At 70.8% G+C, this 12,400-nt stretch carries 11 protein-coding genes and 1 pseudogene; 8 read left to right on the plus strand and 4 right to left on the minus strand.

Features of this window, described 5'->3' with window-relative positions:
• From ABKA17_RS00005 to ABKA17_RS00020, 4 genes are all read right to left on the minus strand, one after another.
• Positions 1–570: 2-oxoacid:acceptor oxidoreductase family protein (locus tag ABKA17_RS00005; RefSeq protein ID WP_353689704.1), on the minus strand; the 570-nt coding region annotated here is incomplete at its 3' end.
• A gap of 266 nt (positions 571–836) precedes the next feature.
• Positions 837–1,496, minus strand: coding sequence for a response regulator transcription factor (locus ABKA17_RS00010; protein WP_289922472.1), 660 nt, complete (start codon positions 1,494–1,496; stop codon positions 837–839).
• Positions 1,497–1,768: 272 nt separating this feature from the next.
• A complete protein-coding gene (locus tag ABKA17_RS00015; RefSeq protein WP_353689705.1) occupies positions 1,769–3,115 on the minus strand; it encodes a sensor histidine kinase in 1,347 nt (448 codons plus the stop codon).
• Positions 3,116–3,291: 176 nt separating this feature from the next.
• The gene (locus ABKA17_RS00020) at positions 3,292–4,497 is read right to left on the minus strand and encodes a sensor histidine kinase (RefSeq protein WP_353689706.1); all 1,206 of its coding nucleotides are present in this window, start codon (positions 4,495–4,497) and stop codon (positions 3,292–3,294) included.
• A 214-nt stretch (positions 4,498–4,711) separates the two neighbouring features.
• Between ABKA17_RS00020 and ABKA17_RS00025 the strand changes: the two genes are divergently transcribed.
• The 8 genes and pseudogenes from ABKA17_RS00025 (at position 4,712) to ABKA17_RS00060 (ending at position 12,396) form a co-directional block, all read left to right on the plus strand.
• The gene (locus tag ABKA17_RS00025) at positions 4,712–5,119 is read left to right on the plus strand and encodes an NADH-quinone oxidoreductase subunit A (RefSeq protein ID WP_353689707.1); all 408 of its coding nucleotides are present in this window, start codon (positions 4,712–4,714) and stop codon (positions 5,117–5,119) included.
• Positions 5,120–5,223: 104 nt separating this feature from the next.
• Positions 5,224–5,586: pseudogene (locus tag ABKA17_RS47895) on the plus strand (NADH-quinone oxidoreductase subunit B); the annotation flags it as partial.
• Complete coding sequence (locus ABKA17_RS00035) at positions 5,574–7,538, plus strand: NADH-quinone oxidoreductase subunit C (protein WP_502994138.1); 1,965 nt, start codon at positions 5,574–5,576, stop codon at positions 7,536–7,538. The pseudogene ABKA17_RS47895 and the gene ABKA17_RS00035, both read left to right, overlap by 13 nt.
• Entirely contained in the window at positions 7,535–8,503 is a 969-nt protein-coding gene (locus ABKA17_RS00040) for a complex I subunit 1/NuoH family protein (protein WP_353689710.1), read from the plus strand. The genes ABKA17_RS00035 and ABKA17_RS00040 overlap by 4 nt, the downstream gene beginning before the upstream one ends.
• Entirely contained in the window at positions 8,503–9,141 is a 639-nt protein-coding gene (locus ABKA17_RS00045) for a NuoI/complex I 23 kDa subunit family protein (protein WP_353689711.1), read from the plus strand. Before ABKA17_RS00040 ends, ABKA17_RS00045 begins: the two co-directional genes overlap by 1 nt.
• Positions 9,138–10,013: an NADH-quinone oxidoreductase subunit J gene (locus tag ABKA17_RS00050; protein WP_353689712.1), complete on the plus strand. Its 876-nt coding sequence runs from the start codon at positions 9,138–9,140 to the stop codon at positions 10,011–10,013. Before ABKA17_RS00045 ends, ABKA17_RS00050 begins: the two co-directional genes overlap by 4 nt.
• On the plus strand, positions 10,013–10,405 hold the full coding sequence (gene nuoK, locus ABKA17_RS00055; RefSeq protein WP_353689713.1) for an NADH-quinone oxidoreductase subunit NuoK: 393 nt from the start codon (positions 10,013–10,015) through the stop codon (positions 10,403–10,405). Before ABKA17_RS00050 ends, nuoK begins: the two co-directional genes overlap by 1 nt.
• Positions 10,402–12,396: an NADH-quinone oxidoreductase subunit 5 family protein gene (locus ABKA17_RS00060; protein WP_353689714.1), complete on the plus strand. Its 1,995-nt coding sequence runs from the start codon at positions 10,402–10,404 to the stop codon at positions 12,394–12,396. Before nuoK ends, ABKA17_RS00060 begins: the two co-directional genes overlap by 4 nt.
• Positions 12,397–12,400 lie beyond the last annotated feature (4 nt).

Raw genomic sequence — 12,400 nt, forward strand, 5'->3', positions numbered from 1 at the left:
GAACATGTTCTTGCTGCGCTCGGCCTCTTTGCGGCTGAGGTCGAATTCCTTGAGGGCCTCGACGGTCAGCGTGGTCAGAGGGACCGGATGGAGGCTGTAGCCGTCGAGGGAGCCGTCCTCCAGCGGCGAGGCCGCGTAGCCCACCTTCTGCATGGCGCGTTTGGTGAACTCGTCGGTGTTGACGATGATCTCCGCGCCGCGTGGCAGGTCGCCGATGTTGGCTTTCAAAGCGGCGGGGTTCATGGCGACCAGGACGTTGGGCGCGTCGCCGGGGGTGAGGATGTCGTGGTCGGCGAAGTGGAGCTGGAAGGAGGAGACACCCGGCAGGGTCCCGGCGGGTGCCCGGATCTCGGCGGGGAAGTTCGGCAGTGTCGACAGATCGTTGCCGAAGGACGCCGTCTCGGAGGTGAACCGGTCACCGGTGAGCTGCATACCGTCACCCGAGTCCCCCGCGAAGCGAATGATGACCCGGTCCAGCCGGCGGACATCCTTCGTCCCTGCCGGTTTGCGCTGCTCTCCCACGACGGCTTCGTCGGCCTGCTCCGCTGGGCTACTGACCTGGCTGGTCACTGAACTGGACCTCCCTCGAGGCGGCTGTCCGGGACAGGCCCTCCCGCAGGCCCGCCCAGGATCAACCCTACGTCCGTAAGGGTCGCCTTCCTGTGGCCAATCGCATGATGGACACGATTTTGAGACGGCCCGCCGCCCTGACTTGTCATGATTTACTCGCCCCCCGGCGCTTCCCTACAAGACGCTCTCCGCTCACGTTCGGTTCTGGGTCGTACGCATGTCGTACGCATTGGTGTCACCCGTACGGCTGACACGGTGTCAGGACATCAGGAGTTCAGATAGGTGAGCACCGCAAGAACACGTCGGTGATCCCCGTCACTCGGGGACAGGCCCAGCTTCAGGAAGATGTTGCTGACGTGCTTCTCCACGGCGCCGTCGCTCACCACGAGCTGCCGGGCGATCGCCGAGTTCGTCCGTCCCTCGGCCATCAGTCCCAGGACCTCCCGCTCCCGCGGGGTGAGTCCCGCGAGCACGTCCTGCTTGCGGCTGCGGCCGAGCAGCTGCGCGACGACCTCGGGGTCCAGCGCCGTACCCCCCTCGGCGACCCGCACGACCGCGTCCACGAACTCACGAACCTCGGCTACCCGGTCCTTGAGCAGATAGCCGACCCCACGACTGGAACCGGCGAGCAGTTCGGTCGCGTACCGCTCCTCCACGTACTGCGACAGCACCAGGACCCCGAGCCCCGGATGCGCCTTCCGCAGCTGTACGGCGGCCCGCACCCCTTCGTCGGTGTGCGTCGGCGGCATCCGTACGTCGGCGACGACGACGTCGGGCAGCTCGCCCTGCGCGTCCAGCTCGGTGATGGTCTTGACCAGCGCCTCCCCGTCACCGACCCCGGCGACGACGTCGTGCCCGCGGTCGGTCAGCAGCCGGGTCAGTCCCTCCCTGAGCAGAACCGAATCCTCGGCGATGACCACCCGCACCCTGTCCTCCACGATCCTCTGCCCCCACAGCCCGCCTCCGTACCCGCCTCCCCGACGGGCAAAGTCCAGCATTCCAGCATTCACGTGCCGGTGTGCCGGGGCAACGGGAATCAGTGGCATTACGTGCGGGCCACGGCGGGTCCCGGACGCTGTGCGGGGTGCAGGGGCGGAGCCCCTGGCGGGGTCGAAGGGGCAGCGCCCCTGGGGAGGGGAACGGGTAAGGGCGGCGGGGGCGAGAAAGCCCCACGTCGCCCACGGCCGAACCGGTCACGTCACCCCAACGCCCGCTCCCCCCGCCAGGGCAGCTCCGCGGTGATCCGAGTGGGCCCGCCTACCGGCGAGTCCACCACCAGGATCCCGTCCACCGCGTCCAGCCGCTCCGTCAGTCCCGCGAGCCCGGACCCGGCGGCCGTGTCGGCCCCGCCGACCCCGTTGTCCACGACCTGAAGCATCAGCCGGTTCTCCACCCGCCACACGTCCACCGCCGCCCACGTCGCCCGCGAGTGCTTGCTGATGTTCTGGAGCAGCTCCGACACCGTGAAGTACGCGATCCCCTCGATCGCCGGCGCCGGCCGCTCCACCAGGTCCACCTCCACCTGCACCGACACCGTGCACCGCGACGCCACCGCGGACAGCGCCGCGTCCAGCCCCCGGTCCGTCAGTACCGCCGGATGGATCCCGCGCGCCAGGTCCCGCAGCTCCTGAAGCGCCGTCTTCACCTCACCGTGCGCCTCGTCCACCATCCGCGCGGCGGCCTCCGGATCCTCGGTGAGCTTCTCCTTCGCCAGCCCGAGATCCATGGCGAGGGCCACCAGCCGGGCCTGCGCCCCGTCGTGCAGGTCGCGCTCGATGCGCCGCAGATCCGCCGCCGCCGTATCCACCACGACCCCCCGGTCCGACTCCAGCTCGACCACCCGCGTGGCCAGCCGGGACGGCCCGAGCAGCCCGTGCACCATCACCCGGTCCACCATCGTCAGCGCCCGCACGATCCACGGCGTGGCCAGCGTGAACAGCAGTCCGACCAGCGCGGTCACCCCGATCTCGAAGGGGTTGTCGAGGTAGATGTGGTGCGTCTCGTCGCCGTACAGCTGAAGCCCGTCCTGACCGCCGTACACCGGGAAGAGCCAGAACCACAGCGGATACGTCAGCAGCGCCCAGCCGTAGGCCCAGAAGTTCACGGCGACGACGAAGGAGAACACCGACCAGGGCAGGTGGATCACCGAGTACAGCAGCGTCCGCCAGGACGTGCCGCTCTTGAGCACCGCGCCCATCCAGGCCAGGAAGCCGTTGCCGCGCATCCGCAGCGGCTCCGGGTCGGCGACCTCGAGGCCCAGCAGCCCGCGCGCCCGCGCCCGCTCCATCGCCCCGAAGCCCCGGCAGCCGGCCAGTCCCGCCGCCAGCACCGGGATACCGAGGAACGTCACGAGCAACCCGGCGCCGACCGCCACCATCGTCACGGCGTACGTGAACAGCACGATGCTGATCGGCAGGCTCAGCAGCACATATCCGAACTCCCGCCAGGCCCGCCCCTCGAACGGCGCCCGAAGCCCCATCGGCAGCCGGCGCCGCCGTGTCCCCTCGTCGAGGAACCCGTAGCTCTGTCCGTAGTCCGTGGCCATCGGCGTCGTCCTTCTCTCGTCCCGCGCCTGGGTGTCGCACCGGTCTCTGTCGTATCTCCACCCTGCTGCGCCGCAGGTCCGCGGACCATGGAGTCCGTCGGCGTCTTGGAAGGGGGGTTTTCCCTACCTAGGCGCCGCAGCCGCCTCCGCTACGGCCGTGCTGCCCCTGGTCGATGTCACTTCCGGCCGGTGTCGAACGACCGGTCCCGCCACGGCAGCTCCGCCGTCACCGTCGTAGGGCCGCCCGGCGGGGAGTCGATGACGAACAGGCCGTCGACGGCGTCGAGGCGCTCCGCGAGGCCCCGCATTCCGGAGCCGCCGTCGAGGCGGGCGCCGCCGCGGCCGTCGTCCCACACCTGGATCAGCAGCCGGTCCTCCGCGCGCCACACGTCGACGGACGCGGACCGTGCCCCACTGTGCTTGCTGACGTTCTGGAGCAGCTCGGAGACGGTGAAGTAGGCGATGCCCTCGATGGCCGCGGCCGGCCTGGAGCCCAGGTCGGCGGTCACCTTCACCGGCACCGTGGAGCGCGAGGCGACCGAGGACAGCGCGGCGTCGAGACCGCGGTCCGTGAGTACGGCGGGATGGATGCCCCGCGCGAGATCCCGCAGCTCCTGGAGCGCCAGCTTCACCTCGCCGTGCGCCTCCGCGACCATGGCCTGCGCGTACTCCGGGTCCTCCAGCAGCTTCTCCTTCGCCAGGCCGAGGCCCATGGCGAGGTTGACCAGCCGGGCCTGCGCCCCGTCGTGCAGATCGCGCTCGATGCGCCGCAGATCGGAGGCGGCCGCGTCCACCACGACCCCGCGGTCCGACTCCAGCTCGGCGATCCGCCGCTCCAACTCGTCCGAGGGCGACAGCAGTCCGCGCACCATCGCCCGGTCGGCGTTGGCCAGCCCGCGCGCGATGAACGGCAGCACCGGCCACAGCACGAACAACGAGGTCAGCGTGATCGTGAAGGTGAGGATGCCCCAGGGCAACCGGATGAAGTCGTACAGGATCGTCCGCCAGCCCACCGGGTCCTTCAGCATCATCCACAGCTGCTGGAAGAACCCCGAGTTGCTCGTCTTCAGCGGCAACGGACTCGGCTCGTCGATCCGCACCCCGAGCAGCGCCCGGGCCCGCGCCCGCTCCATCGCGCCCAGCTTCCGCGCACCCATCAGCCCCGCCGCGAGCACGGGGAACCCGATCACGGTCACCGTCAGCATGAAGCCGGTGAACAGCACGGTCGTCACATAGACGAAGCCGAGCAACGCCACCGGAAGGTTGACGAGGAGATGCGTGATCTCCTTCCAGGTGTGCGCGTCGTAGGCGAAGCGGACGGGCGGAAGCGGCGCGGCGGCCTCGGCTTTCCGTTCCGGGAGGTGTCTGGGGCGTTCGGTCATATGGGCTAGCGTGCCGCGCGGCGCGCCGCCGCGCCATGAGGCGGACCGCCGAGATCCCCTGGGGAAAACCCCACCCCGGCATCTTCAGCCGTGACGGGCTGCTTACGGTCTCTTTAGCAGGCCCTAGACTCCCGTGCGTACAGATCGTCGAACAGCGGGTGTCCAGCGATCTTCAGTGATCTTCGGTGTGTTCACAGGGAGCGAGGGGACGGACGTGCCGGAACCGACCGTCGGGTCGACCGTCGTCGTTGCGGCGGACTACTTCCAGTCGTACTCGGTCGTCGGACTGCTCGCCGTCGTCGGCGTGCTGTTCGTCGCCGTCGCCTTCGGCGCGGGCCGCCTGCTGCGCCCCGTCGTCCCGACCCCCGAGAAGCTCCTGACGTACGAGTGCGGCGTCGACCCCGTCGGCGAGGGCTGGGCCCACACCCAGGTCCGCTACTACGTCTACGCCTTCCTCTACGTCATCTTCGCCGTCGACTCGATCTTCCTGTTCCCGTGGGCCACGGTCTTCGCCGCCCCCGGCTACGGCGCCGCCACCCTCTTAGAGATGTTCATCTTCCTCGGCTTCCTGGCCGTCGGACTGCTGTACGCATACAAGAAGGGCGTCCTGACATGGACGTAACCCCCGAGGCCCAGGCGCAGGCCCATGCCCAGGCCGAGACCGAGTCCGTGCTGCTGCCGGAGCCGAAGCGGCTGGGCGCGCTCGCCCGCCTCGCCCCCGAGCCGATGAAAGTGGTCCTCAACTGGGGCCGCCGCTACTCGCTCTGGGTCTTCAACTTCGGCCTCGCCTGCTGCGCGATCGAGTTCATCGCCGCGTCGATGGCCCGCCACGACTTCATCCGCCTCGGCGTCATCCCCTTCGCGCCAGGACCCCGCCAGGCCGACCTGATGGTCGTCTCCGGCACGGTCACGGACAAGATGGCCCCCGCCGTCAAACGCCTGTACGAACAGATGCCGGAGCCGAAGTACGTCATCTCCTTCGGCGCCTGCTCCAACTGCGGCGGCCCGTACTGGGACTCCTACTCGGTGACCAAGGGCGTCGACCAGATCATCCCGGTCGACGTCTACGTCCCCGGCTGTCCGCCCCGCCCCGAGGCGCTGCTCCAGGGCATCCTCAAACTCCAGGAGAAGATCGCCCGGGAGTCTTTGGGGGAGCGGTACGGAGCGACTGGAGGTGGGGCTTCGGTGGGTGCGTTGCAGAGCGGGCTGGTGAAGGGGCCGGGAGCACCTGGGGGAGCGGGAGCGGGAACTGGAGTGGGGCCGGGGGTGGCTTCCGGCTCGGACTCCGGTGTGCCCGCGGGCCCAGCCGCGAACGAGCCGGCCACCGACCCGCTTCCCGGGCCGACCTCCGACCCCACCCCAGGGGAGACGCGATGACCACGGTGGGCTGGCTGCCGGCCCCCGCCGAGGAACTCTTCGGCGCGGACGCCACGGCAGAGCTGTCGTACGAGGTCCTGACGGTGGACGTGCCGTCGGCATCCTGGATCACGGCACTGGAGACAGCGCGCGACGAACTGGGCTGCACCTACTTCGACTGGCTCAGCGCCGTCGACGAGCCGGGCACGGGCTTCCGAGTCGCCGCACACGTCGCGGCCCTTTCCCCCGCACCGGTACGCCGACTGCTGCTGCGCACAACGGTCCCGCACGAGGCCCCGGCCCTGCCGAGCGCCGTCGACGTGTTCGCCGGCGCCGCCTGGCACGAACGCGAGACGCACGAAATGTTCGGCGTCGACTTCGTGGGCCACCCCGCCCTGGATCACCTCCTTCTTCCCGAGAACTTCGAGGGCCACCCGCTCCGCAAGGACTTCGTCCTGGCAGCCCGGGTCGCCAAGGCCTGGCCCGGCGCCAAGGAACCGGGCGAGTCCGACCACGGCGGCCCCAAGCGCCGCCAGATGCTCCCCCCAGGAGTCCCCGACCCGAACGAATGGGGCCCCCTCAAGGGCCAACTCCCCCCAGCCCCGACCCGCCCCACCCGAGCAACCGGAACCCGAGCCACGGGCGAACGCCCAGCCCGCCGTACCCGCACGACAGCGGAGGGCACAGCGAGCCAGACGGAGGGCTCCGCGAGCCAGGCGGAGGGTCCAGCGAGTCAGACAGCGGCGCCCGAGTCGTCGGGTGCGTCGGCGTCGGGTGCGCGTCGTTCGCGTTCGGCGGCTGAGGGTTCGGCGAGTCAGGCGGGGGTGCCCGAGTCGTCGGGTGCGTCGGCGTCGGGTGCGCGTCGTTCGCGTTCGGCGGCAGAAGGTTCGGCGAGTCAGGCGGAGGGGGCAGCGACTCCCGCTGCCGGGCCGCGTCGTGCCCGTACGGCGGCCGAGGGCTCCGCCAGCCAAACGGCTGCGGCCTCGGAGTCTCCGGCCCCCACGCCCGACGACGCCCCGGCCGATACCGGTACGCCCCCGGCGGCATCCGGCACCCCGGCCGCAGCGCACCGTGCGCGAAGCGCGAGCGAGGGCTCGGCCTCCCAGCGCCCCGAACCGGGTACCACCCCCTCGGGCCCACGCCGGTCACGCAGCGCCTCGGCGGGCTTGGCAAGCCAACGGACCGCACCCGGCGACCCGACCTCCCCCTCCTCCACGGCGGACACCCCCACCCCGGGCACCGAAGCCACACCCCCGAAGCCCGCCACGGCCCCCCGAAGCCCGGACGCCCCGTGGCACCACGCCCGCCCGGCCTTCGACGAACCCGAACCCGGAACCGACCCGAAGCCGGAGGCTGAGCGCCGCCGGGAGCCTGAGACGCAGGACTCCGAGCCGCAGGACTCCGAGCCGCAGGACTCTGAGCCACAGCCGTTGGGCGAGCCGCGCTCGGAGGCGCCGCCCGCCACGGCCCCCGCCCGCGCTCCCGGAGAGCCCCCGGAACCCTCGGGAGAGCCCGCAAGCCCCGCAGACTCCGCAGATGTCTCGGATCCCGACGCTCCCTCAGGCTCCACAGATCCTTCAGGCTCCGCAGACCCCTCAGGCTCCGCAGACCTCTCAGACCCGGACGCTCCCACAGCCCCCTCAGACCCCGACGCTCCCGAAAATCCCGCAGGAGGCCCGCAGTGAACGACGCTCTCGACGTCGCCCTGCGACTCCTGATCGTCTTCGTCGTCTTCCTCACCTTCCCCCTGATCGTCGGCCAGACCGAACACAAGGTCATGGCTCACATGCAGGGCCGCCTCGGCCCCATGTACGCCGGCGGCTTCCACGGTTGGGCCCAACTCGTCGCCGACGGCGTGAAGTTCGTGCAGAAGGAAGACGTCGTCCCCACGGGCGCGGACCGCCGCATCTTCCAACTCGCCCCCGCGGTCGCCCTTCTGCCCTACCTCCTGGTCCTCCTCGCCATCCCGATCGGCCCCGGCGAGGGTGCCGTCGGCGAGGTCGTCGACGCCGGTGTCTTCTTCGTCCTGGCCGTGATGGGCGTAGGCGTCCTCGGCTCCCTCATGGCCGGCTGGGCCAGTGCCAACAAGTTCTCCCTCCTCGGCGGCCTCCGCACCGCCGCCCAACTCCTCGCCTACGAACTCCCGATGCTGCTCACCGCCGCCTCCGTCGCCATGGCGGCCGGCACGGTCTCCCTCCCCGGCATCGTCGACGCCTTCGAGTGGTGGTGGCTGCCCTGGCAGATCGTCGGCGCGATCGTCTTCTTCGTCGCCGGCCTCGCCGAACTCCAGCGCCCGCCCTTCGACATGCCCGTCGCCGACTCGGAGATCATCTTCGGCGCGTACACCGAGTACACCGGCCTCCGCTTCGCCCTGTTCCTCCTCGCCGAGTACGCGGGGATCGTCGTCCTGTGCGGCCTGACCACCGTCCTCTTCCTGGGCGGCTGGCACGGCCCGTGGGGCGCCGACGGCCTCGGCTGGGTCTGGACCCTGCTGAAGGCCGCGATCCTCGCCTTCCTCGTCATCTGGTTGCGTGTGACCTATCCCCGTCTGCGCGAGGACCAGCTCCAGAAGCTCTCCTGGACCCTCCTCGTCCCCCTCTCCCTCGCCCAGATCGCCCTCACCGGCATCGTCAAGGTGGTGATCTCCTAGTGGCCCCGTTCCCCGGCTCCGGTCTCGCCAAGGGCCTGGCCGTCACCCTCCGCACGATGACGAGGAAGACCGTCACCGAGCAGTACCCCGACGTGCAGCCCGACCTCCCGCCCCGCACCCGCGGCGTGATCGGCCTCTTCGAGGAGAACTGCACGGTCTGCATGCTGTGCGCCCGGGAGTGCCCGGACTGGTGCATCTACATCGACTCCCACAAGGAGACGGTCCCGGCGGCCGCCCCCGGTGGCCGTGAGCGCAGCCGCAACGTGCTCGACCGCTTCGCGATCGACTTCTCCCTGTGCATGTACTGCGGTATCTGCATCGAGGTCTGTCCTTTCGACGCCCTGTTCTGGTCCCCGGAGTTCGAGTACGCCGAGACCGACATCCGCGAACTCACCCACGAACGCGACAAGCTCCGCGAGTGGATGTGGACCGTCCCGGCACCACCCGCCCTCGACCCCGCTGCCGAGGAGCCGAAGGAGATCGCCGCCGCCCGCAAGACCGCCGAGAAACTGGCAGCAGCGACCCAAGCCGAACCGACCACACTTCCAGACGAGCCCCTTCCGCCCACCCGCCCGACCGGGCCGACCGGCTCCGGTGACCCGACCGCCCCCTCCGCACCCGAGGGAGGCGAGTCATGACCCTCGCCGCAGCCACTGCCACATCCGCGCCCGCCGCCGCCCTCACCAAGGCCGCCGCCGAGAACCACGGCTTTCTCTCCCCGACCGGAGTCGAGATCGCGTTTCTCCTCGTCGGCCTGGTCACCTTCGGTGCCGCGATCGTCACCGTCACCACCCGGCAGCTGGTACACGCCGCCCTGTGGCTGGTGGTGACCCTCGGCGGTATCGCCGTGGAGTACCTCCTGCTGACCGCCGAGTTCATCGCCTGGGTGCAGGTCCTCATCTATGTGGGTTCTGTCGTCGTCCTCCTTCTTTTCGGTCTGATGCTCACCAAGGCCCCCATCGGCCGCTCCCCGGACGCGGATTCCGGTAACCGCTGGGCCGCCCTCACGGTCGCCGTCGCCTCGGCCGCCGCCCTGGTCTGGGTCGTCGTCGACGCCTTCCGCACGACCTGGATCGACCTGGACGGTCCCGCCGCCGGCTCCACCGAGGCCACCGGAGCGAGCCTCTTCCAGAACTGGGTCCTCCCCTTCGAGGCCCTCTCCGTCCTTCTCCTCGCCGCACTGGTCGGCGCGATCGTCCTGTCCCGCAAGGCGAAGGCGGAGTCGAGCTCTCCCCCAGTGAACTCCCGGTCCACGACCGCTAGTTCCCCATCCGCACCGAATTCCCGTAATCACCCGATCGGGCGAAATGGGCAAGGATCGGGAACCAAGCCGGACGGAAAGACCAAGCCGGAAGCGAAAGCCAAGCCGGCCGCAGAGACCGAGACGGGCGCCAGAACCGAGCCAGGCGCACGAACCGAGCCAGGTGCACAAACCGAGCCGGTCGATCCGACCCAGCCGACCCAGTCGGCTGACCGACACACCCCGGCCGAGCAGGAAGGCGCCCGCTGATGCACCTCGCCTATCCCGCCGTACTCGCCGCCCTCCTCTTCTGCACCGGCCTCTACGGCGTCCTCGCCCGCCGCAACGCGATCCTGGTGCTGATGTCGGTCGAGCTGATGCTCAACGCCGTCAACCTCAACCTGGTCGCCTTCGACGTCTGGCTCAGCAAGGCCGCCGAGGAGACCCTGCACTCCGGCCAGGCCCTGACCCTGTTCACCATCGCCATCGCCGCCGCCGAGATCGGCATCGGCCTCGCGATCGTCCTCGCGGTCTACCGCAACCGCGGCACCTCGGACATCGACAAGCTCCGCGACACCGCCGAGGGTCATGAGCCCGACCACGGCGACCACGCCGACGACTCCGACGCCCCCGCGGCCGAGAAGGCTGAGGCCACCGCGTGACCACCACCACCCTCGCCGCCCTCGTCCCCCTCCTGCCGTTCCTGGGCGCGGCCGCCGGTCTGCTCCTGGGCCGTACGGCCCCCGGTTTCGTCCGCCCGCTCGCCGTCCTGCCGACGCTCACCGCCCTCGTCCTGGCCGCGGTGGTCGCCGTACGTCAGGGCGGTGACGAGGCCGTGAACGCCGCCACCGAGCTCACGCCCACCGGCTCGATCCCGATCGAACTCGCCCTGCACATCGACGGTTTCGCCGCCCTCGTCGCCGTACTCGTCGGCCTGGTCGCGACCTGCGTGCAGATCTACTCGACGGGCTACCTGCGCGACGACCCGCGCTATCCCTCCTACGCCGCCCTGGTCTCCCTCTTCACCGCCGCGATGCTCCTCGTCGTCTACTCCGGCGACCTGATGGTGCTGCTGGTCGGCTGGGAGATCATGGGCATCTGCTCGTACTTCCTGGTCGGCCACTACTGGGAGACCCCGGAGGCCCGCGCCGCCTCCATCAAGGCCTTCCTGGTCACCAAGCTCGGCGATGTCCCGTTCCTGATCGGCCTGTTCGCGCTCGCCACCGACGCCGGGTCCTTCCGCATCACGAAGGTCCTCGGCGCCGTCGCACACGGCGGGCTCGACCATCCGACCCTGATCGCCCTGCTGCTTCTGGCAGGCGTGGCCGGCAAGTCGGCGCAGTTCCCGCTGCACACCTGGCTCCCGGACGCGATGGCGGGCCCGACACCCGTCTCCGCGCTCATCCACGCCGCGACGATGGTCGCCGCCGGTGTCTACTTCATCGCCCGTCTCCTCCCGGTGTTCGAGGCCTCGCAGGCCGCGATGGTCGTCCTCGCCGTGATGGCGGCCGTGACGATGGCCGGCTCCGCGCTCGCCGCCCTCGCCCAGGACGACATCAAGCGTGTCCTCGCCTACTCGACGATCGGCCAGCTCGGCTACATGACCGGCGCCCTCGCCGTCGCCGACCGCGGCGCCGCCGTCTTCCACCTCCTCTCGCACGGCGCCTTCAAGGCGCTGCTGTTCCTCGCGGCAGGCGTGATCATCCACGCCTCCGGCACCAACTCGCTGGCCGCCATGTCCCGCATGAGCCACCTCCGCGACCGCGTCCCCGACGCCTACTGGACGATGACCGTGGCGCTCCTCGCACTCGCCGCGATCCCGCCCTTCAGCGGCTTCTTCTCCAAGGAGTCCGTCCTCGGAGCCGCCGAGCACGTCGCCACCGGCCACACCGAGCACGCCCCCGGCGCCGCGGGCTGGGTCGTCCTCGTCGCCGGCCTGCTCACGGCCCTGCTCACCGCGGCGTACGCGATGCGGCTGTGGCTGCTGGCCTTCCACGGCCGGGGCGCCGAGGCCGCCGACCACGGCAGGCAGCCGCTGACCATGACCGTGGTCCTGTGGGTCCTCGCGGTCCCGTCCCTCGCCGTCGGCGGGTTCGCCTACCGGGTGCTGCCGGACTGGTTCGACGGACGTGACCTCACCCCGACCCTCACGACGTCCGTCGTCGGCACGGGCGTCGCCCTGGTCGGCGGCATCGTCACCTATGCCGCCTGGCGGCACACCACGGCACTCGCCGCCCGGGTCCCGATGGGCGCGGTCGCGGCCCACCCTCAGGGCGACGCCGCCGAAGTCGAGGCCGAAGCCATCGCCAGCCACGCGCCCGCGTACGGAGACGTGGCCCACGCGCCCGACCCCGCGGACCCGGGCCGCCTACTGCTGGGCCCGCTGCACCGGCACGCGGCCGTCGGCTTCCACCTCGACGCCGTGTACTCGGCGCTCTTCGTCCGCCCGGTCCAGGCCGGCGCCACCCTCGTCCGGTTCCTGGACCGCGAGGTCGTCGAGACCTACGTACGCGGCGCGGGCGCCCTACCCCGGCTGCTGGGCGCGGCCGTACGCCGGGCCCAGACCGGCAATGTGCAGACCTATGTGAGCGCGCTGCTCGCCGGCACCGTCGTCCTGGTGGTCGCCGCCGTCCTCGTCGCCACGGGAGCGTGAGCAG

It is taken from the genome of Streptomyces sp. RG80 (genome assembly GCF_040446465.1).
In the GTDB taxonomy this organism is placed as follows: domain Bacteria; phylum Actinomycetota; class Actinomycetes; order Streptomycetales; family Streptomycetaceae; genus Streptomyces.